Consider the following 22,151-nt stretch of genomic DNA (forward strand, 5'->3'; position numbering starts at 1 on the left):
ACATTTTCCATTTTCTGGTGGTTGCAACGACTCGCAATTTCTTATAAAATGATCTATCGTTGGTCAAAATATACAATCACCAATATTTGCATGGAATAGGAGGCGTTCATCCTGATTCATATCGAAAATTTACAAAAAGTATATGAGGATATACCGGGACATGTACCCGCCATCCAGCAGATCCATTTACAAATCAATCGCGGAGAAATATTCGGCATCATCGGACATTCCGGTGCAGGGAAGAGCACTTTACTGCGTTGTGTAAATCTTCTGGAACGACCATCCTCAGGAACCATTCAAATTGATGGCGAAGAAATGACACGATTGGATTCACGCCAGTTGCAAGCAAAACGCCGCAAAATCGGGATGATTTTCCAACATTTCAATCTGCTCTCTTCTTCTACCGTTGCTGAAAATATTGCCTTTCCTTTGAAATTGGCAGGCATGGAGCAAGCTAAGATCCAAGCGCGCATTCAGGAACTGCTCGATTTGGTCGGCCTGCAGGAACACGCAAATAAATATCCAAACCAGCTTTCTGGCGGACAGAAACAGCGAGTCGGTATTGCAAGAGCACTGGCAAACCATCCGGATATTTTACTTTGCGACGAAGCGACCTCAGCGCTTGATCCGCAGACAACAAAAGCCATTCTTGCGCTGCTGCTTGATATTAATCAGAAGCTCGGCATTACTATCCTGCTCATCACGCATGAAATGCAGGTCATTCGTGCTATCTGCGACCGTGTAGCTGTTATGGAAAAAGGCTTGATCGTTGAAACGGGGAAAGTCCTCGACGTATTCCTGAAGCCTCAGCATCCGGTGACGAAAGATTTCGTGGGACAAGTTTCTGACTTCTCAACAAGCTCAGGAAATGATCAGGGCATAATACAGAGTGATAGACACGGAACATTGATCCGCATTACATATATCGGTGAGCAAACATACGAACCGATTTTGTTCGAAACCGTCAAGTCGACGAATGTGTCTTTTGCAATTCTGCAGGGCACCATTTCTTCCATGAAAAGCGTTCCTTACGGTCAATTGGTCGTCGAATTAACAGGCGGACATCAAGAGGAAATCGCTTCTGTTATTGCCAAACTTGAGCAAGAAGGGATCGACGTGGAGGTGCTCACTCCATGAATATGACCTGGGACATTAACTGGTCCGAAATTGCCAAAGCGACAGGCGATACGCTTGTGATGCTGGGGTGGTCGCTCCTTTTCACCGTCATCATCGGCATGGCATTAGGCATCATTTTATTTCTTACCTCCAAAGGGCAGCTGCTGCAAAATCTGCCGCTATACGGTGTTCTTTCGCTGGTCGTAAACATCCTGCGTTCCGTGCCTTTCGTGATTTTAATGATCTCGGTTTTCCCGATCACGAAGGTTCTCGTACATACCACCATCGGGGTTAAAGGCGCAATCCCGCCTCTGGTTATCGCTGCCGCTCCGTTTCTCGCGCGACTGGTGGAATCCGCGCTGCGCGAGATCGAGAGCGGCGTTATTGAAGCCGCTCAGTCGATGGGCGCAACGCCGTGGCAAATCGTCTGGCGCGTCCTTCTGCCAGAAGCGCGCCCGGGTTTGATCTCAGCGGTCACAGTTACGGCTGTTGCCCTGCTCTCCTACTCCGCCATGTCAGGCGTAGTTGGCGGCGGCGGGCTCGGCGATCTATCGCTCCGATACGGCTACATGCGGTTCCGTACCGATATCATGATCGTGACGGTCGTCATTCTCGTTCTTTTCGTTCAGCTCCTGCAAATGCTGGGAGATCGTTTAGTCACCAAATACAACCGTAAATAAGATAAATGATATCGGAGGTCACCTCATCATGAAAAAACTTAATGTATCGTTAGTCGCCCTATTCCTTGTGCTTGCGCTAGCAGCATGCGGACAGAAAGCAACTGAAAAACCTGCAAGTTCAGCACCTGCTGCTTCTGCCACATCTGGGGCGGTAAAAGAAGTTACACTGAAAGTCGGAGCCTCTTCGGTTCCTCATGCCGAAATTTTGAATGGCATTAAAGCGAAATTGAAAACACAAGGTGTTAATTTAGAAGTGATCGAGTTTAATGACTATGTTCAGCCGAATGTGCAAGTGTTCGAAAAGCAATTGGACGCTAATTTCTTCCAACACCAGCCTTACCTAGATCAATACAACGCAGATAAAAAGCAAAACCTTGTAAAAGTCGTTGGTGTTCACATCGAACCGTTCGGCGCATACTCGCAAAAAGTGAAATCCGCTGCTGAATTGAAAGACGGCGCATCCGTAGCTATTCCTAACGATCCTTCCAATGCTGGACGTGCGCTTGCTCTGTTAGAGAAAAACGGTCTGCTTAAGCTAAAAGACGGCGTTGGCATCAAGGGGACTGTTCAAGATATCATAGAGAATAAAAAGAAGCTGCAAATCAAAGAATTAGACCCAGCTATGCTTCCGCGTACAATCGGTGAATTCGATCTAGCCCTGATCAATACGAACTACGCCTTGCAAGCGAATTTAATGCCGACGAAAGACGCTCTGTTCATCGAGGACAAAAACTCGCCTTACGTGAACATCCTCGTTTCCCGTCCGGACAACAAGGATTCCGAAGCGATGCAAAAGCTAGCTAAGGAACTGAATTCCCCTGAAACGAAAAAATTCATCGAAGAAAAATACAAAGGCGCGATCGTGCCTGCGTTCTAAGCAACCTTTCGCTTGAAACAAAAAGCTGATTTGCTAGTTCTTTATAGACCTAGCAGATCAGCTTTTTTCACAACTTAAGTCCGATCCGATGAACTTCCGACCTAAGTTTATTGGCCATGCTTAGCGAATCCTTTCCCAACCACTTCCCTCACATCACTGAAGGTGAAAAACGCGGATGGATCTACCCGTTGTACAAGTGTTTTCAGTTTGATGATTTCTTTGCGGCTTACGATAAAATGAACCTAAGGCTAAACCTCAGGTCCTCGTTCTAAGAGTTACATTTGCGCGACGATTCGCTAATCCGTTGTTCTGTCTCCGGATAGCACTAATTTCATCGAATAACTCACTCACGTTCCTCTAAATTAATTTTTAGCGCAATTATTCCAAATTAGCGGATTGTCATTCCCTTAGAACAACCCTGCCAAAAAAGGACTTCCGCATAATTGCGGAAGTCCCCATTGCTACTACTATTTACTGTAAGAGTGAATAAACATCCGTATACATGTAGCCATGCGCCTCAGCAACAGCTTGGTAAGTCACATGACCTGCCACTACGTTGATGCCCTTTGCAATTGCTTTGTTGTCCAAAGCTGCAAGCGCATATCCTTTATTGGCAATTTGCAAACCGTATGGTGTCGTTACATTGTTGAGCGCCAGTGTTGACGTCCTCGCTACGGCTCCAGGCATGTTAGCCACCGCGTAATGAATGACACCGTGCTTCACATAGGTCGGTTGGTCGTGTGTTGTGATGCGATCGATCGTCTCAATCGATCCGCCTTGATCAATCGCCACGTCAACGATAACACTGCCCGGGCTCATCATTCTAACCATCTCTTCCGTCACGAGACGCGGTGCGCGAGCTCCCGGAATAAGGACAGCTCCTACTACCAGATCAGCGCGGCGCACAACCTCGGCGATGTTGTAGGGATTGGACATAATTGTCTTCACACGACCTTGGAACTGATCATCTAATTGGCGTAGGCGATCTGGATTCAAGTCAACGATGCTGACATCGGCTCCAAGTCCGATTGCCATTTTCGCCGCATTGGCACCAACAATCCCGCCGCCGATCACAGCTACCTTACCTGGTTCAACACCCGGTACGCCGCCTAGCAGAATGCCTTTACCGCCATGCGCTTTCTCCAGAAAGTGAGCGCCGATCTGAACGGACATGCGTCCTGCCACTTCACTCATTGGCGTCAGCAGCGGAAGGCTGCCATTTTCTAGTTGAATCGTCTCATAGGCGATAGCTGTTACTTTATTTTGAGCTAAGGCATGAGTCAATTCAGCCTCAGGTGCAAGGTGTAAATACGTGTATAAAATCATACCTTCATGGAAGTATCCGTATTCTTCTGGAAGCGGTTCCTTTACTTTAACAACCATTTCGGCTGACCATACTTCGGCTGCAGTTTCAACGATTGTAGCACCGGCCTGAGCATAGTCTTCATCCGTGAATCCAATACTGTGACCTGCTAAGGTTTCTACCAATACTTCATGTCCCGCTTTTTTGTATGAAAGAACAGAGCTAGGTGTCATGCCCACGCGAAACTCATTATTTTTTATTTCCTTAGGAACCCCAATAATCATTATGCATCTACCTCTCTTAATGACCCCTTAAAAGGGGATCAATCTCATCTTGTCGATTCCAAGTATAAGACTGATCCATGGACGTTCCATTAGACAAATTGTAAAGAATCTTTACCATTTCTTTTCACAATTTTATTTCCGGATTCAACAGCTGATAGGCACGAATACCTACCTGCAGCGCCAGGCGCTTTTCCGGCAGCATGTAATCGGCTCCTAGCAGCTCTTCCATTTTCTCCAAGCGATAATAGAGGGATTGCCTGACGATAAAAAGCTGCTGGGCGGCGATTTGCTTCGATCCATCACTGTCGAGATACACTTTAAGTGTACGCAGAAGTTCACTGCCTTTCATCTGATCATGGTCGATGATCGGCCCCAAATACGTGCGCACGAAGGAATGCAAAATTTGTTTATCCGCGATGTGAAACAGCAGTTGGAAAACACCAAGCTCATCAAAAAACAGCACCTTACCTTGCAGCGTAGGAGCCAACGAAATCGCTTGAAGTGCCTCCTGATAGCTTAGGTGAGCTTGCATAAAACTTCGATTTCTTTGTCCAACTCCGATAGTCAGCCTGATCTCTTCCTCTGCCTTCGTAAGCCCAAGTGACTGGAATACCTGCTGCAGTCGATCTTTGGAGGGTCGCTTCGGCGCTTTATCAAAAGCTACGACGACGAGTCTGTTATTTTTCAAAGTAATCAACGGATGGAAAGTATGCTGTTCAAAAACCGATCGTACGGCAAGAGAAAGATGAATGCCCAAAGACTCGATACCGTCGACCATCGTGGTTTGGCCTTCTGCTTGTTCATGCTCAAATTCGATCAGGATCACGTGATAGGGAAGCTCATTAAGCTGTTTAAATTCATTCCCAATCAGTACTTTGATTTGCTCTTCATCACGAATCCGCAGATGCAGCAGATCATCCACCCAAAGCGTCTGAGAATACAATTTACGCTCTTCTATATATCGCTTACGCAGCAAATCCTGCGCGATAGACAAGGAAGCTGAGTCCAGTATTAAGTACTCATATTCCTGTGGCTTTCGATTGAGCACGAGGATGAGATGGGCCCAGGTTTTACCCATCGCGCCAACGGGCTGTATGATAACAGTTTGCCCTTCTTCTTCCAAAACAGAGAGAGACACCGTATTTCTATTATTCGAACTTTCAACGAGTCGGCCATCTAGAAAATCTAGCCACTTACTTGATTCGCGGCTCCCTAGCTGTGGAATAAACTTGGGCTGCCCATCTTGCGGCACATATATGACTTGGGCTTTCGTACTACTCTGTAGCAGCCCCAGGACGTGGGATACACCTTGTGATGATAGCGTCATTCGGTGGAATTCACGCGATATTTTCTCCAAATCCTGAAGTGCTTTATGGTGTTGGTTGATGATATGGGCATGAATATCCTGCGTAATATCTATGAACCGTACCGCTTGCGGGAAAATAATAAGCGGCAAATTATAGGTTTCCGCCGCATGTATCCACGCTTGTGGGATGGAACTCAAGTAGTGTCCCATCTCGATGCAGAGGCATGACACGTTATTATTAATAAGCTGCTCTAGATAGATCATAAACGATTCCGTATCGCTCTTAAAAGCTGCTCCTGTCGTCAGGATCATCTCTCCACCCTGCAGCAATTGTTCAAACTGTATAACTTCAATGATATGAACCCAGCGGACCAGACGCTGTAATCCCTGCTCGCCTGCAGCTACATAGGCTTGCTTGAAAGAAGGCCGTCTCAGCACTTCTTGTACCGTTAATTGATAATCTTGATTCAAAAGAGTCACTCTACTTTCTTCCCGCTCGTAAAAGTTATCCACAATCGTCCTGTCATGCTGTATGTGGATAAATGCATTAAAGCATATTTATCCCATTAATGTTACATATTAAACATAGGGTAGACAGGAGGTCATGAGATAAATGGATAATAAGCTTAATGAAAATTCGAAAAAAATTCAATCCATATCAACAACTACAGATGTATTAAATACAACTAAAGAGGTTAAAGAGTCTAATCAACTTAACGAAAACTCGGAAATAACAACACCCGAAACATGTAGGGCAAGTATTGATGGAAATTAGGAGAATGAAGCCACCGATTAAGGTGGCTTCTTTTTTTAAGATCCAATTCAACTTTCATTCTTAGTGTACATGAAAAAAGCGCCTGTTTCACTAAGAAACAGAACGCTTTTATTCAACTATCTATTATAACGCTTTATCAATGGCAACTGTTTGCCCTGACCACACCTTTTGAGATGTCCAAGGAGCATCGGCTCCCTGCCAAAAGGAGTCATCTGCCGGCAAGCCTAAAGGAAGGAAAACAGCTGAACATAAGTATAGGCTGCCTGTAGAAATATACGTTTCGCCAAGCTCAGGCTGGTGTCCGCACAGACCAATCTTTAGCCAGCCAGACTCATCGAATGTGCCAGGGGCATCAATCAGCCTTCGGATGACCGCACTCAGTGCGCACCTTACTTGAGCAGGTGTAACTCCGTTAGGTAACTCGCGGCGCAGCGCTGTATGTGAGAGCGATTGGAAGGCGCCGAAGCGATAAGAAAGGGACCTGCCGATTACAGGAAACGTTCCCTCAGGTGAAATAGATCGTTCCTGCACGGCTGCATAGCGTTGTGCTCGAACTAAAATAGGCTCACGCATGCGTGCCCAGTCCTCGTACTGCCCACTAACCTGGTCGATGATATCGACCAGCATGGGTTGAATCACGAAGCTATTGTAATAGTCGGCATGGTAGTTCGGACCATCACTGTACATGCCATCACCAAGGTACCACTGTTCATGCTGCTTAAGGGCAAAGTCCACGCGCATGGGGTCCCAATCCTCGCCCATGACCCATAAAGCCGTTTCAGTCATAGCGGCAAACAGGAGCCAGTTATTGAAACCAGGCTTGCGCGTCCTTGTAGCCTTCATCGCTTTCACAAGATTGCCCTGAACTCGGCTGTCCAGACGATGCCATAGCGTTTTAGGCGCTCTTAAGATCGCATTAGCAAGAAAAGCAGTATCAACAATTGGCTGCATCCCTTGGCTAAAGTTTAAACAATCAGGCGATTCCGGATCTGTCGCTGCCTCCAAAGCAGCTCGGACAAGCTCGCCATAGCGCACACGAAGCTTTTCTTCCCCTGCATCCAGCGCAGGATTCTCCAACCATGGCGCGATGCCGACAAGTGTACGCGCAAATGCTTCCAGATGCGAATACTGCAGTTGCTCTTCTTTTTTATTTTCTACGGGCATTGTTGCTCGCAGCTTTCTTGATGCCAGTGCCTTAATCACAGGATCGGCGATACGAAGCATCGTGTTTAACCAATAGGTTCTTTCCTTACCGTTTGTGAGGCTATTTTTCATACCAGTATCCCTTGATTCCCTTTTCTAAGCGAACCAGTGCCTCCAAATAGTAATAATCGCCCCAAATCATGTAATCATCAGGGGCCTTTCCGCCACGAACGCTATATGAACCGCGCTCGAGAAAACCTTGTGCATCAGGCTTGCCGATGGTAGCATACTTTTTCACCAATCCTGCCATGGAACGTTGAACGCCGTCTTTCAAGAATGCTCGATCTGCATCATCCTGCGGCAAATGTTCTAAGATCTCTAAAGCTCCCGCCGATGCAATCGCTGAAGCTGAGCTATCCCGTTTGGTTTCGGCATTCACAGGAGCATTGAAATCCCAGTACACCACGTCATCTTCCGGTAAACGTTCGAAGAAATAACGGGCCAATCGTTTCGCTGTTTCCAAATACAACGGATTTTTTGTGTAATGATAGGAAAGCGCGAAACCATAAATCCCCCAAGCTTGGCCTCTCGTCCATGTAGATCCATCTTGATAACCCTGATGCGTTCCACCACGCAGTGGCTCACCATTTTCTTGATCGAAATAAAATGTATGATAGGATGAATCATCACCGCGTACCAAATAACGTCGACTTAAATCCGCATGAATAATAGCAACGTCTTTATATTTTGAATCGCCAGTTTGCTCATATGCCCAATACAGCAGCGGCAGATTCATCATGCAATCAATAATAATGCGTCCCCCGTTCGCTGTATCACCTTCAGGGCCCCAGGCTTGTATGTATTGACCTTTGGGTCTCCAACGCTTCATCAGCACATCAGCTGCCTGTAAGGTTAGTGCTTTCGCAGCTTCATCTTTTTCAATGATCCATTGTGCTTTAGAGGATAAAGAATATAAGAACCCAATATCATGGTGATCCAGAGCTACATTATTTTCAATTCTTTGCTTAAAACTCGCAACCGTTTTCATGGCCGCTTGTTGGAATGCTTTGTCCCCGCTATATTGGTAACTAAGCCATAAAATACCGGACCAAAAGCCGTCTGTCCAGTCATTGTTTGGATTTAGGTGATATACATCGTTCTCACTAACATGAGGGAATAAATCTCCAAAACGTTCGATATTCACTCTCGTCTTTTGCAAAGCATCTTCAATGGCTTGTTTCCACATGATTTATTCACTCCGCTCTTCTATGATTTGGTTGTTTCACGCTCTATGAAAGTAAGCGGGACCTCGATCTCTCGATCCTCACCAGTCTCAGCCTTTTTGCTAAGCTTGTTAAGTAGTTTGTTAATGGCCATTTGGGCTTGATAGGTGTAAGGAATATCCCAGCTCGAAATGCCTGGAAAACTGTGTTTAGCAATATAATCGTTATTAATTCCAACAATCCTAAGCTGTTTTGGAATGTTGATCTGAAGCTTGTTAGCTGCCGAAAGCAGTCGTAATGCTACATGATCATCAAAAGCAACAATGCCTACGGGTATCGGATGGCGCAGCAATAAGCTTTTTAGAAAAGCTTCGATGTCCAAATCCTTAGCATCCACGATCCCATGAATGAGATCAGTCCCATATTGCAGGATGCCATCCGTAAAACCGTTACGACGCTGTTCATCAATAACTTTGGAACCTTTATTCCCTACATAGCAAAGTGCCCGGCAACCACGTTCCACCAGCACCTTTATGGATTGTTTACAAGCCTCGGCAAAGCCTAGATTCACTGCGCCTAGCGCTATGTCCTCCGGCCAATTCCAGCCATTAATCAGAACTAAAGGTGTGCCGCTGTTTACAATTGATCGGGTAGATTCAAAGCCCATGGCCAAACCATGACAAATCAACCCATCTACTCTACGCTGCAGCAAAACTTCTAGATTCCTTCGCTCAATATCTGGATCGAATCCACCTGATGAAAATACGGATAAGTGATAACCCGCATTATGTGCTTCAATTTGCAAATGTTCCGCGAGCTTTCCATAGTAATGAACCAACCCAGGTACAATGAGACCGAGCTCATAGGTTTTGTTCCGACTTAACCCCGCTGCCATCGTATTCCGTCGATATCCCAGTTGCTCAGCAGCCAATTCGACTTTACGAATCGTCTCTTTAGACGAGCGAATACCACCTCGATTCAGCACATTGGAGACGGTGGCAATCGATACACCAGCTGCTTCTGCCACTTCTACAATTGTGACTTGTTTGGGCTTGCTCATACGTGTTTCAACTCCGTTTTGTTAAACGTTTAACATACTCCATTAGCTTAAATTGAAACGTTTAACCTGTCAAGCAAAAAACACCAAAAAGAGGCCGAATACCTTCGCTCACTCAGGCTCCTCGATCTTTCTTCTTGGTGGCGCGCATGCCCTTCCCACCATGCAACTCAAAGCTTGACTGGATCTTTGCTCGGTGTCATCGCTGCTGCGGCAGTGATTAACTTATTAAAAAAAAATAAAACCATCCTCATCCTTCGTACGTATTACTTTTCATGCATGACATTCTTTCAGGGTTAGGGAGGTTTCTTGCTTATGACAATAACACTTACTTTTCACCAAACCGCTTCGATCCGGGACACTATCTCCATGTTGGTCTGGTATTTAAGAAAAAAACGCCGAGCATAACATGACATATCCTTACAAAAAAAATAAGTAAATAGGCTGCATCCTCATTAGAATTTCTTCTGGGGATGCAGCCTATTTACGATTGATGGAAATAAATTCGGACGGTCAATCACTTTAGATTTCTCTTTTTATAACAGAACTCAACAGTTCATAAGACCGAAGCCTTTTCTCATAATCAGGAATAGGGGTGACAATAAGGAATTCGTCAACACCACAATCTATGGCCAAACCCCCTAATTGAAGACTCACACTTTCCGCTGTTCCAATAAAAAATTTATGCTTTGATAAAGGTGGATTCTCCTCAAGCTGAGAAGAAACAGAAGCCGAGTCCCTTGGCGGTCTCAACCAAGGGGCTCCCTTAGAAGCTAATGCCTGTGCTTCCTCCTCCGTATCTGCACAAATCACTCCCATTGCTGCAATTACACGAGGTTTTGGGGCTAGTCTCGACGGTTGAAAGGCTTCAAGATAAGCCGTTATCATCTCAACAGGATCACTATCGCTCATAAATTGCCCAAATACATATCCGGTTCCGAACTCTGCTGCGAAGTCAGCACTTTTACGGTTGGTGCCGAGCATCCATACATCTGGCGGTATGGACGGTAACGGCCTTGCGCTTACTCCTTCCCCTTCGCACTCAAATCGGTCATCAAGCAAAGCCATTAAAGCTTTCAAAGAATTCGGCAGCTCTCGAACGTTTTCTAGGAAGTTGCCACTTAACGCGATCGTTACATGGGCTGATCCTCCAGGAGCCCTACCTATCCCAAGATCTATCCTTCCCGGATACAAGGTTGCTAGTGTATGAAAGATTTCAGCCACTTTCAATGGCTTATAGTGAGGCAGCAGCAAGGCTCCCGAACCAATCCGAATCCGCTGTGTTCGTGCACCAATATGCGCCAGAAGTACCTCGGGGGACGTACAGGCTAGTCCCGGCATATCATGGTGTTCGGCAACCCAATAGCGCGTATAGCCCCATTTTTCAGCATGTTGCGCCAGTTTGACGGACTGTTCTAAAGCAAAAGCAGGGTCAGCTGGAGCGATAACCGGGATAAGATCTAACACACTGAGTTTCATTCGAGTGTTCCCCCTATATAATTGAAACCTCTTACAGCGATGCGCTTTTGCCGCCATCTATATTAACGGAAGTACCTGTAACATAGGAGGCCGCATCAGAGGATAAAAAGGTGATCACGTTAGCTGCTTCCTCCGCATTCCCTATGCGTCCAAGCGGGATGTCATGTCTTGGATCTCGTGCATATTCTTCCCAAGACAGTTCAGGTGCCTCGCGTTTCCAGCCTTTCTCCAACTGATCACTGCGAATCTTCCCGATACAGACCGTATTAACGCGAATCTGATCAGCAGCGAGATCCTTGCTCATCGCGTTCGTTAATGCAAGTCCTGCCGCACGGCTGACGGATGTAGGTAAGGAAGAAGCTGGCGGTGTTTTGGCAGCGGAAGTCGTAATATTAACAATCGAACCGCCTCCGACTTGACGCATATAAGGTATGGCATAACGGGAGCAATGAATAGCTCCGAACAATTTTAGTTCAAGATCCTGCCGCCATACTTCAGTACCTACCTGTTCGAATGGTTGGGCTGCGGACGTACCCGCATTGTTCACCAGAATGTGCAGGCTTCCAAATTTCTGAACGGTTTGTTCTACAGCTCGTTGACAGTCTGCTTCCGAGGTCACATCCGCTTGAATGGTAAGCACCTCGCCATCTGTTTTTTTTGCAATCTGGTTAGCGGCTTCCTGCAGCTGCTCCTCATTCCGAGCTAGAATTGCTACTTTGGCTCCCTCTCTCGATAAGGATATCGCTGTGGCCAGACCGATTCCTTTACTTCCTCCCGTAATCAAGGCCACCTTACCCTGCAATCCTAATTGCATCGCTTCACGCTTCCTTTCCATCATTCCTTAGTTGGGCACAGCAATAATTCAAGCATACTCCTGTTTCACTCATTTTTTCAAATTTTAATAAAAAAAAGGAGAGGCTCAGGGCCGCTCCTTGTTAAATCTCTCCTGTTTCGAAGTGCTAAGCATTCAAATAAACGGCTTTCCCTGTGCGCGCTGATTCATAAATCGCTTCAAGAATCTGCGAAACGACATAAGCTTGCTCAGGTGTCACGACAGGCTCTGTATTATTTTCAATCGCATTAATCCATGTACGCATTTCCAGATCAGCATCGCTTTCCTTAGCACCGTCATAAAAAGCGACCCCGCCTGCTTTCAAATCAACTTCGGTTGTAAATAAGCGGCTATGCTTCTCACCGTTGATGCGAAGCCCGCCTTTCATATCGGCTCCGCCTTCGGTACCGCTAAGTGAGCATTTCGCCTCGTCGACTTCCAGCGTATTCAGTGCCCAGCTGGATTCCAGCATAATCGTAGCTCCGTTTTCCATGACGATCATCCCGAAAGCGGAATCCTCTACGGTGAATTTGCTCGGATCCCAAGGACCCCATGCATTGGCGGCATTCTCTTTCTGGGACAACTCGTGGTAAGACGTTCCCAGCACGACTTTCGGCTTATAATTATTCATCATCCAAAGCGTCAGATCCAAAGCATGTGTACCGATATCAATCAGCGGTCCTCCGCCTTGCTTCTCTTCATCCAGAAATACGCCCCATGTCGGAACGGCGCGACGACGGATGGCATGCGCTTTGGCAAAATAAATCTCGCCAAGCTCCCCTTCCTCACATACACGCTTCAAATGCTGGCTGTCTGCCCGGAAACGGTTGTTGTAGCCGATTGTTAGCTTCTTACCTGTACGCTTCGCTGTTTCCGCCATACGTTTTGCATCAGCCGCTGTCTTAGCCATAGGCTTCTCACACATAACATGCTTGCCTGCTTCAAGCGCAGCAATGGCAATTTCGGCGTGTGAATCATTCGGCGTTAGCACATGAACGATATCGATGGAAGCATCCAGTAAAAGCTCACGGTAATCCTCGTAAACCTTAGCGCCTTCAGCACCGTACTTCTCAGCAGCAGCTTCTGCTCGTTCGTTAACGATGTCACAAAATGCGACCAGTTCAACATTCGCAAGCTTTTTTAAACTTGGCAAATGTTTGCCTTTTGCAATGCCTCCACAACCAATGATACCAATACGGAAAATACGTGACATGTGAATACCCCCAGAGTAGGTTTAGTTTTGAGTTAATTAGGAAGTTCGATGGTGACTTCGCGTTTTATTTGCGATGACCGGATGATGCCATCAATGATCGCTTGATTGCGTACAATTTGTTCACCGGGGATCGGTGCCGGCTTGCCTTCACGAACCGCTTCAACAAAATCCCGGACTTTCTCGTGAAACAAATTTTTCTTATGCTCAATCAGTGGAATTTGGCTTTCCGTATGATGTCCTCGTATATCATGGTACAAGGAAATGGAACCAACACTGCCATCAAATACGCCACTCCAAGGTCCTTTGCCGGCAGGTGTCACTTTAAGTCCGCCTTCTGTTCCAAGAAATAGAGTCGGTCCTAGCGTGTCCATGTGCATAGCCCAAGAAATTTTAAAATTCAGCACGAGATCGTCTTCAAATCGAATCATCGCAACACCGAAATCTTCTACATCGAAGCGACTAGCTTCTTTATGATATAACGGATTCGTCCCAAAATAGTTACTGCTGTAAGCGGATACGGTAAGCGGTTTCGGATACCCCATCGCATTCAGCGCCATATCTAACGAGTAGCAGCCAATATCCGCCATTGCTCCTGCGCCGGCGATTTCCTTGCTGATAAATGTACCGCCTGGCATGCCTCTGCGGCGTCCTCCGCCGGTTTCTACATAATAGACCTTGCCAAGTTGACCGGACTGAACCACGTCCTGAATTATTTTCATATTAGGATCATATCTCGGTTGGAATCCAACATTGAGCATGAAGCCCGTTTTCTTTGCCGTTTGTGCCATCTCAAGCGCTTCCTCAAGTGTGACCGACATCGGCTTTTCTAGCATCACATGCTTGCCCGCAAGCAGCGAATCTACAGTTGTCCTATGATGAGCCACATTCGGTGTGCAAATGCTCACCCCATCAAGATCCAATTCCAACAGCTGTCGATAATCATCAAAGGCTTGTGCCGAAGGAATTTGCCATAAATCAATGAACTGCGCAGCTTTGCCCGGTATCGTATCCGCTACCGCTACAATCTCTACATCGGCTAGCTCTCGATAGGCTTTAACATGAGCGCCAGCAATACCACCGCTTCCAATAATGCCGATCTTCAACGTTTTGCTCATTAGATTACCTCTTCGCTATATATGATATTAAGACATCTGTTCTAAATGTAGCACAGGAAATACGATATTTTTAGTCTAACATTAAGACAGTTAGACTAAGGAATTACGACACAATAAACCAGACGGTCGTTAGCCCCCTGGTTCATACCGTTGAATCTTAAAATTGTTGTACCACTAATTCCTACCAGCTTTTCTTTGCGCATCTTCCAAATAGCTTCTATAGGCTTGCAGATCCGGATGTTCTCGGATTAAATCCTCGTAGTAGCGAGTGACCTTCTGAAAATAGTACGGATGTACATCTTGCGTGGGGATAAGCCTGTATGGATCCCATCGATAGGTTTGCACTTGATAGGCATGATCATGATCCTGCACCCACAGCGCTATTTCGCAAAGACCGTCTCTCCCATCACGGCTAGGCATATCTTCAATTTCCAAATGATTATAAGTAGTTCCAGGTGGAATTAGACGTTGGAAGCCGGTAGTTGTCAACTGTATAATATCGAGCTCTGAGGATCCAGTCTCATTTAGCCAGCCGATAAGCAGGTCCCATCCCTCTCTTCGTGACACAGGAGCAGCCGCGAAATCGGTAACTGCTTGGATTCTCCCCGTTGTTGCGGATCCGATAGGAAACCAGTTACCGGAATAATCCTTTAAAGTAAACAAATACTGATTGTCTACATATCTGTACAAGGCCGAGATTTCGGGCTGACCGTCACCATCCACGTCGGCATAAAGAATAGCCGCGGGATTCCCCTGCTGCTGCAATAGAACGACCTCTGCTTCCTTGGGTATACAGCTACGTACGACGGAAAGGAAATCAATTGGGGTCAAACTCATCGTTATCCCTCTTTTCGCATCATTATCAACTTAAGTATATGCGGCAGAGAACTTGGACCATGAGAGGCAATAAAAAGCTCGCCATAAACCTAAGGGATGATTACTAAACAACGAAAAGACCATGAATCTCAACAATTGTTGATGTACATGGCCTTTTTTTTCAGTGTGCTCACGCATACTTGGAAGTCTTGCTTATGTCTTTTCAGGCGCTCCCGAGGTGGTATTCATGCATCTGATGGACACATTGGATGAAACGCACGGTCTGCGTTTGTGCTCTCATGACGACCGAATGTGTTTCTGCGCGTCCCCCAAATAGAAACTTAACTCCGCTTAGGAAATCGCCTGAGGTTACACCCGTTGCTGCGAAATAAATGTCAGATTCACCCACTAACTCGCACATACCAAGCACTTTAGACGGATCGACAATCCCCATTTCGATGCAGCGTTGTCTCTCTTCTACATTATCTGGCAGAAGCCGCCCTTGAAATTCGCCGCCCATACAACGAAGTGCGGCCGCTGCGAGCACCCCTTCCGGCGCGCCCCCTGAGCCAACGTGCAAATCAATGCCCGTTTCTGGGAAAGCCGCTGCCATGGCACCCGCAACATCGCCATCGATTAGCAAATGAATTTTGACACCAAGCGTGCGCAAGATAAGAATTTTATCTGCATGCCTTTTTCGATCCAGGATGGAAACGGTTAGATCAGTCATCTCTTTTTGTAAAAGTGCAGCTGCTTTTCTGATGGTTAGTTCCAGTGGATCATCCAAATTCAGTTTGCCAGCCAAGCGCGGCCCTACGGCAAGCTTCTCCATATACATATCTGGCGCATGCAGCAGGTTCCCTTTCTCGGCAATGGCTACTACAGAGAGGGCATTGTTCCTGCCGCTTGCGACAATGTCTGTTCCTTCAAGCGGGTCTACTGCTACATCATATTCTGGACCCATCCCATTCCCGACTGGCTCACCAATGTAGAGCATCGGGGCTTCATCCATCTCACCTTCACCAATGACAACAGTTCCTTGGAAAGGAATGGAGCTAAAAATAGAACGCATGGCAGAAGTTGCCGCTTCGTCAGCGCTGTGTTTGTTTCCTTTTCCTGTCCAACGTGCGGATGCCAAAGCAGCAGCTTCTGTTACCCGTACAATTTCCAGTGACAAATCTCTTTGCATACATCCATTCACCCTTTCTACTTAGGAAATGTTTGTTACCTTGTTACCTTTCAGCCAAAATGAGTCCAGCCGTTTCTTCAATGGCTTTCTCACTGACATCGATGATCGTACAGCCAAGCTCACGATATAATTTCATCGCGAAAGCCAACTCTTCTTCGACTCGCTCCACAGTCGCATATTTGGCACCAAAAGGAAGTCCTACCGCTTTCAGTCGTTCCGTACGAATTCGTACCAGGTGCTCTGGGCTCATCGTTAGGCCAATTAATTTACTCGGTTCTAACTCATATATAATTGCAGGCGGCTTCACCTCAGGAACAAGCGGGTAATTCGCCACCTTATTGCCTTTGTGTGCCAAATAAATGCTGAGCGGTGTTTTGGATGTTCGGGAAGGTCCGAGCAAAACTATGTGCGCTTGTTTCATCGCGCTTGGGTCCTTGCCGTCGTCACTGTTTACTGTGAACTCCACCGCTTCTACGCGTTGATAGTACTGTTCATCCAACTGATAGAGCAAACCAACTTTCCTCTTTGGTGAATCCTTAAAGGTATCAATGAAAGCCTGCATCATCGGTCCCATAATATCGATTGCATTCACATTCAAGCGGATCGCTTCCTGCCGCATCATTTCTCTAAGCTCAGGCAAAACTAGCGTATACGCGATAAAGCCATTCACTTTCGATGCTTCTTCCACTAAGGAGCGTACTTCATCTTCTGTTCGGATAGACCCGAAGCGCCTGACATGTACTTGGCTTGCATTAAATTGACGGATCGTTGCTTGTACGACGGTATTTGCCGTTTCCCCCACAGAATCCGAACAAACGAAAATCGTATGCATCTTCTCTCCCACTTACACTCCTCCTGATTAAGTCCCTAGCGCTACATCGAGCAGCAATTTGGTCATCGTCGTTTTCGTAATTCGGCCAACCACTTCTTCATGATCAAGATCAGCCGCTGGCTTTACCACAGGCAGTCCATCCACTTGATGATGAATCATTTTCCGTGCTGCTTCTAAAACACTGTCTTCCGGGTTTACCTTAACAATGTTAGGATGCCTAGTCATGACTAGCGAAACGGGCATCGTATTTGCCGAGGCTTGCCCCAGCGTAACCTTGAGTAAATCCTTTCTTGAAACGATGCCAACTAAGGCCCCCAGTTGATTCACAATCATTAAGCTTCCTACATTTTCGAGAAAAAGAGTCACAACAGCATCGCTAACAGTAACGGTTTCCCGCAGAACGACAGGTATACCCATGACATCCTTTACTTTCATAGCTTCAATGTGCTTAAAAGGTGAATCTACCTCAAGAGCAGCCTTTCCAAGGAAATAACCGACCTTAGGTTTGGCATCAATATGCCGAAGCATGACCAAAACGGCTAGATCTGAACGAATCGTCGGACGGCTTATGCCCAAAAGCTCAGCGATACGCTCCCCCGTGATGGGTGCATATTTGCCCACAAGATCAATAATTTCTAACTGGCGGGATGTAAGCTCGATGATGTTTCCCTCCTAAATGAGTAGAAACCACTTATATAGTGTGTTCTATTTATTATATATTATATATTATATAGCAAAATAAATGAAAATAACATTGTTTATAGCACAAAAAATAAATTTTTATCACTTTTCGACCTCAAAGAGAAGCATGATTGCAAAAAACTCTCCTTTCACTCCTTTTGAAGGGAATGAAAAAAGAGTCAAGTAAGAGTCTGCTTTATTGAAAAAAAACAATCCCCATAATACCCGCACTTACAATGATCATAAACGGATGCAGCTTATATTTAATAATTCCCAGAAACGCACCAACCGTTATTAACAGCGTAGCAATCTGATTCCAGGAAATATGGAATTTCTCTGTTCCCCATCCAGTCCATCCGAAGTGTATCGCAGCAAAAATGATAAAACCAGTCACCACGGGCTTCAAGCCGTAAAAAGAAGATTTGAACCATTTATTCGTGTGCCATCTATACAAGCATGCGGCCAAAAGAATGATAAGTATGAGGGACGGAAGCACCATCCCAAGTGTAGCCACAATGGCTCCAGGCACACCTGCCGTCTGAAAACCGATTAATGTGGCACAATTCGTTGCAATCGGTCCAGGACCTGTACCAGCCAAGGATATCATATGATTAAAATCATCCGGAGAGAGCCATTGGTGCTTATCCACCTCACGCTGGATAACAGGCATCATCGCGTAACCGCCACCGAAAGAGATAAACCCAATTTTAAAGAAAGTAATAAACAAACTTAAGAGCATATATCCACCCCATCCTTATATCCCATCTGCGATGAAATAATCTGCAGCCCTATTGCTTTTTGCCCCTGGTTGAGCCCCTTCTTTCCTCGGGATCGGATCCTTCATTCCCCATTTTTGTTTCAGGAAAACAACCGTAATCCCAATCAATAAACCGAATAGGATGATCAATATAGGCGATATCGGGATGAAAAGGAGAACAACGACTGTGCTAACTGCAGCAAACAGCGTCATTTTATCTATAATGGAGGATTTCGCCATTTTAAAGGCGGCAGCAGCGATCAGTCCTACGATAGCGGCATGGATGCCTTCCATAATGGCCTGCATCTTCGGATAATTTTGGAGGAATGTGTAAATCATACTAAGCATCATCACAATAAAAAAGGTAGGAAGCGTAATGCCGATGACGGCTGCTACAGCTCCTCTAATTCCTGCCAAATGATACCCTACTAAAGCTGATACATTAACGCCCACTCCGCCTGGAGCAGCACCTGAAATTGCGAGTAGTTCCGACATCTCATCGTCGGACATCCACTTGTTCGTAACAACAATTTCTCTTTGGATAGCAGGAAGCATGGCATAACCACCACCGAAGGTGAGTGGACTGATACGAAGAAATGTCCAAAAAATGCTTCTTAATTGACGTAAATTATTCATCGACATGTTGGTTGACCTCCCCTGCACTTAATTCTATTTTGAACTAAAGTCAGGAAAATGTCCAATCAATTTATTTAATCCTTTCGGATATTTCCCCTTATAATGCCAGATAAAAGTCAAATATAATCCCGATCATCCCGATTAATACTCTAAGTTTAATTTATTTTGGATGAAAGATAGGCACCTGGAGCGATTGATCTAATACGGTGCAATCATGGGCATTTGTAATAAAGTGATTACATGCAATAAGGAGCTCGCCAACATTCGGCTTGCTCCTTTTTTCAAATGCTTAAAAGCCTTCCTCACGTTTCAACTGCGGCCCGAGATTGCCGTTTTTTCATCGCATAATTCGTCATATAAACACCAACAACTATCCATATAGCACCTAACAGATGATATAGACGTAACGATTCCCCTGTAAAAGCAGTTGCAAAAATGGCACTGAACATAGGGATTAAATTCAGAAAACCCGCACAACGCTGAGGTCCAACTAATTCGATCGCACGATTCCAGCTTAAAAAGGCAATGATTGAAGCAAATAAACCGATATAAATAAGTCCCGTCACAAGTGGAGGATTCCAATCTATCTGAGGGGATTTCAGCCCCCATTCTATCAACGAAAGTGGAATTAATAAGACTAAGGCCATAGCGACTTGGACGAGTAGAAAAGGACTAGAGGGGAACCGACCGGCCACCTTTTTCATCCCTACCGAGTATAAGCTCCAACAGAAAACCGCCACCAACATAAGCAAGTCGCCTTTATTAAAAGACAAACTCAAAAGAGCTGACAAGCTCCCTCGGCTAATAATCCAGCTTACACCGGCCATGGAAATCAAAATCCCAGGTAATGCCGTCCAAGCGAACCTCTCTTTCATCACTAACCAGGTTAGTATCACCACGATAATGGGCGTAGCTGAATTCATTAAAGAGGCATTAATCGAACCCGTATATTGGACAGCCACATAAGTTAATGTATTAAATCCGGCAACACCGGTGGCAGATAAGAACAGGATCATTTTCCAATTTCGGAGAAAATCAGTTCGTAACTGCCAGGCTTGCTTGCCAAAGAAAGGCAGCAGACATAAGAAAGCAATACACCAACGCAAGGAAGCAAGCGTAATGGGCGGTATATGCAGCACAAGCACTTTGCCAGCAACAAAATTGCCTCCCCAAATACATGTGGCAAGAACTAAAAGAATGTAGGGGGATCGTCGTATCATGTAGGTTCGAGCTCCTTTTTTTGTTGATCGTCTGGTTCATTCTCTCATACATGATAACATATGACGTTGTCTCGATGACGATGTATATGCTTAAGTGATCATGTTCGTTTCCTGAACTCGAATAGCAATTTCGGAAAAGATACATAATAAAGTATGGAAATATTGTGAAATTTCGAATGACGGTTGAAAAGGAGAACGGTAAGCATGAGCGGAGACATGAAGACTGAGAACAGTCTGCTAGATCAAACCCTGCAAATGCTCTGTAATTGCTCGGATTTGACGTACCAACATTTTCCGTTGCAGGAGTTCGATCTCGTTTATTTTGGTCACCTCGTAAGCACAGAGACTCTTAGAAAAGATGTCATCGAGCCTTTCAGTGTCATAGACGCTAATGTGGTTACGACATTAAGCCGAACTTCTTACAATCATAAACTTGATGCCAGCGAAATCGTTAATGGCATTCTGGCAGGAAATATCGCTATTTATTATAGAAATAGAGCTTACTTGTACGAAGCTTACGCGCCTGAATCTCGCTCTATTCAAAATTCCGAGACTGAAAGCGTCATTAACGGTCCTATGGACTCATTCACCGAATCGCTGAGTACAAACCTGTCTTTGATTCGGAGGCGTATCAAGGATCCTGGTCTAAAAGTGATTTCATTCACAATTGGGAGAAAAACAGGTACGACGATGAATCTCCTTTATTTGGAGGATCTAGCAGATCCCCTTCATGTGCAGCAGTTAAGCGAAATGATCGAAAAGCTTGATATCCAAACGATCTTTGATACGAATACACTCATACAATACTTAAGTCCTGATCATTTTTCGATTTTCCCACAGTTCTTGACAAGTGTGCGACCCGATCATTTGGCGGACAAGCTAACAAACGGCAAAATTGTTGGGCTGCTCGACGGGAGTCAAGTCGCCTTTAGCGCGCCTACCTCCTTTGTCGAGTTTTTCTCCTCACCCGACGATTATTATCTCCCATGGGCTGTTGCCTCCGCTGTCCGAATTCTACGCTTCATTGCCTTATTCATTACACTCTGCTTTACTGCACTCTATGTATCACTCGTTACTTATCACTATGAAATGATTCCACCTTCCCTGCTGCTCAACTTGATGGAATCCCGCAATAAAGTACCTTTTTCACCACTTGTCGAGGCCATCTTCATGGAAATGACCATTGAGCTGCTTCGTGAAGCAGGAGCACGCTTACCTACTAAAATCGGGCCTACCATTGGCACTGTCGGCGGCATTGTCATCGGCCAAGCGGCCGTTCAAGCTGGTATCACAAGTAACATTCTCATTATCTCGGTTGCTATCTCGGCTATCGCCTCATTCGTCATTCCAAACTATAACATGAGCTCTTCCATTCGCTTGCTGCGCTTTGGGATCATCATTATGGCCGGTCTCCTCGGAAATTTTGGCTTGGTATGCGGACTCAGCTTTATTATGGTTCAACTTTCCGGTCTAAACATGTTTGGCCTCTCTTATTTATACCCTTTAGCACCATCGAAACCGAGTCGTTGGTTAGAACTGATTATCCGGGCACCCGTACAAATTTTGGCCAAACTAAAAAAGTCTACCCCCCCCCTAATCCAAAACAAGTGAAGGAGA

General features: G+C 45.6%; 22 protein-coding genes. 5 read left to right on the forward strand and 17 right to left on the reverse strand.

Going from position 1 to position 22,151, the window contains the following annotated elements:
• Positions 1 to 111: 111 nt before the first annotated feature.
• Genes BLT91_RS16295 through BLT91_RS16305 form a run of 3 tightly spaced genes read left to right on the forward strand, consistent with a single transcriptional unit; the run spans position 112 to position 2,673 of the window.
• Entirely contained in the window at positions 112 to 1,137 is a 1,026-nt protein-coding gene (locus BLT91_RS16295; RefSeq protein WP_090822739.1) for a methionine ABC transporter ATP-binding protein, read from the forward strand.
• Positions 1,138 to 1,139: 2 nt separating this feature from the next.
• Positions 1,140 to 1,796, forward strand: coding sequence for a methionine ABC transporter permease (locus tag BLT91_RS16300; protein ID WP_090822865.1), 657 nt, complete (start codon positions 1,140 to 1,142; stop codon positions 1,794 to 1,796).
• 28 nt (positions 1,797 to 1,824) lie between these two features.
• On the forward strand, positions 1,825 to 2,673 hold the full coding sequence (locus BLT91_RS16305) for a MetQ/NlpA family ABC transporter substrate-binding protein (RefSeq protein WP_090822741.1): 849 nt from the start codon (positions 1,825 to 1,827) through the stop codon (positions 2,671 to 2,673).
• 107 nt (positions 2,674 to 2,780) lie between these two features.
• On the opposite strand, the gene BLT91_RS33875 is transcribed toward BLT91_RS16305, so the two are convergent.
• The 3 genes from BLT91_RS33875 to BLT91_RS16320 all read right to left on the reverse strand — a co-directional run bounded on the left by BLT91_RS33875 (position 2,781) and on the right by BLT91_RS16320 (position 6,046).
• A complete protein-coding gene (locus tag BLT91_RS33875) occupies positions 2,781 to 2,906 on the reverse strand; it encodes a DUF2179 domain-containing protein (RefSeq protein ID WP_090822867.1) in 126 nt (41 codons plus the stop codon).
• Positions 2,907 to 3,144: 238 nt separating this feature from the next.
• Entirely contained in the window at positions 3,145 to 4,260 is a 1,116-nt protein-coding gene (ald, locus tag BLT91_RS16315; RefSeq protein ID WP_090822743.1) for an alanine dehydrogenase, read from the reverse strand.
• Positions 4,261 to 4,384: 124 nt separating this feature from the next.
• Positions 4,385 to 6,046, reverse strand: a complete 1,662-nt coding sequence (locus tag BLT91_RS16320) for a PucR family transcriptional regulator (protein WP_254776981.1) — start codon at positions 6,044 to 6,046, stop codon at positions 4,385 to 4,387.
• Between the two features lie 133 nt (positions 6,047 to 6,179).
• On the opposite strand from BLT91_RS16320, the gene BLT91_RS31670 reads away from it, so the two are divergent.
• Complete coding sequence (locus tag BLT91_RS31670; RefSeq protein ID WP_175532334.1) at positions 6,180 to 6,341, forward strand: hypothetical protein; 162 nt, start codon at positions 6,180 to 6,182, stop codon at positions 6,339 to 6,341.
• 123 nt (positions 6,342 to 6,464) lie between these two features.
• Here BLT91_RS31670 and BLT91_RS16325 read toward each other — a convergent pair whose 3' ends face one another.
• The 14 genes from BLT91_RS16325 to BLT91_RS16390 form a co-directional block, all read right to left on the reverse strand.
• Positions 6,465 to 7,616 (reverse strand): DUF2264 domain-containing protein, encoded by a 1,152-nt coding sequence (locus tag BLT91_RS16325; RefSeq protein ID WP_090822744.1) that lies wholly within the window; start codon positions 7,614 to 7,616, stop codon positions 6,465 to 6,467.
• Entirely contained in the window at positions 7,606 to 8,730 is a 1,125-nt protein-coding gene (locus BLT91_RS16330) for a glycoside hydrolase family 88 protein (RefSeq protein WP_090822746.1), read from the reverse strand. The genes BLT91_RS16325 and BLT91_RS16330 overlap by 11 nt, the downstream gene beginning before the upstream one ends.
• 20 nt (positions 8,731 to 8,750) lie before the next feature.
• Entirely contained in the window at positions 8,751 to 9,767 is a 1,017-nt protein-coding gene (locus tag BLT91_RS16335; protein WP_090822748.1) for a LacI family DNA-binding transcriptional regulator, read from the reverse strand.
• Between the two features lie 519 nt (positions 9,768 to 10,286).
• Entirely contained in the window at positions 10,287 to 11,243 is a 957-nt protein-coding gene (locus BLT91_RS16340; protein WP_090822750.1) for an LLM class flavin-dependent oxidoreductase, read from the reverse strand.
• Between the two features lie 31 nt (positions 11,244 to 11,274).
• Positions 11,275 to 12,057: an SDR family NAD(P)-dependent oxidoreductase gene (locus tag BLT91_RS16345; RefSeq protein ID WP_090822871.1), complete on the reverse strand. Its 783-nt coding sequence runs from the start codon at positions 12,055 to 12,057 to the stop codon at positions 11,275 to 11,277.
• Between the two features lie 145 nt (positions 12,058 to 12,202).
• On the reverse strand, positions 12,203 to 13,288 hold the full coding sequence (locus tag BLT91_RS16350; protein WP_090822752.1) for a Gfo/Idh/MocA family protein: 1,086 nt from the start codon (positions 13,286 to 13,288) through the stop codon (positions 12,203 to 12,205).
• A 32-nt stretch (positions 13,289 to 13,320) separates the two neighbouring features.
• A complete protein-coding gene (locus BLT91_RS16355; RefSeq protein ID WP_090822754.1) occupies positions 13,321 to 14,403 on the reverse strand; it encodes a Gfo/Idh/MocA family protein in 1,083 nt (360 codons plus the stop codon).
• A gap of 174 nt (positions 14,404 to 14,577) precedes the next feature.
• Entirely contained in the window at positions 14,578 to 15,240 is a 663-nt protein-coding gene (locus tag BLT91_RS16360) for a hypothetical protein (RefSeq protein ID WP_090822756.1), read from the reverse strand.
• 202 nt (positions 15,241 to 15,442) lie between these two features.
• Positions 15,443 to 16,408, reverse strand: a complete 966-nt coding sequence (gene glpX, locus BLT91_RS16365) for a class II fructose-bisphosphatase (protein WP_090822758.1) — start codon at positions 16,406 to 16,408, stop codon at positions 15,443 to 15,445.
• Between the two features lie 43 nt (positions 16,409 to 16,451).
• Complete coding sequence (locus tag BLT91_RS16370; protein WP_090822873.1) at positions 16,452 to 17,240, reverse strand: pyruvate, water dikinase regulatory protein; 789 nt, start codon at positions 17,238 to 17,240, stop codon at positions 16,452 to 16,454.
• Between the two features lie 27 nt (positions 17,241 to 17,267).
• Positions 17,268 to 17,903 (reverse strand): helix-turn-helix transcriptional regulator, encoded by a 636-nt coding sequence (locus BLT91_RS16375; RefSeq protein ID WP_090822760.1) that lies wholly within the window; start codon positions 17,901 to 17,903, stop codon positions 17,268 to 17,270.
• A gap of 214 nt (positions 17,904 to 18,117) precedes the next feature.
• Positions 18,118 to 18,660 carry a chromate transporter gene (locus tag BLT91_RS16380; protein ID WP_090822762.1) on the reverse strand — a complete coding sequence of 181 codons (543 nt, stop codon included), beginning with the start codon at positions 18,658 to 18,660 and terminating at the stop codon, positions 18,118 to 18,120.
• Between the two features lie 15 nt (positions 18,661 to 18,675).
• Positions 18,676 to 19,320, reverse strand: coding sequence for a chromate transporter (locus BLT91_RS16385; RefSeq protein ID WP_090822764.1), 645 nt, complete (start codon positions 19,318 to 19,320; stop codon positions 18,676 to 18,678).
• 296 nt (positions 19,321 to 19,616) lie between these two features.
• On the reverse strand, positions 19,617 to 20,534 hold the full coding sequence (locus BLT91_RS16390) for a DMT family transporter (RefSeq protein WP_090822766.1): 918 nt from the start codon (positions 20,532 to 20,534) through the stop codon (positions 19,617 to 19,619).
• A 204-nt stretch (positions 20,535 to 20,738) separates the two neighbouring features.
• Here BLT91_RS16390 and BLT91_RS16395 point away from each other — a divergent pair, with 204 nt between their 5' ends.
• Positions 20,739 to 22,145: a spore germination protein gene (locus BLT91_RS16395; RefSeq protein ID WP_090822768.1), complete on the forward strand. Its 1,407-nt coding sequence runs from the start codon at positions 20,739 to 20,741 to the stop codon at positions 22,143 to 22,145.
• Positions 22,146 to 22,151: the final 6 nt, after the last annotated feature.

It is taken from the genome of Paenibacillus sp. yr247, assembly GCF_900103825.1.
Lineage (GTDB): Bacteria > Bacillota > Bacilli > Paenibacillales > NBRC-103111 > Paenibacillus_E.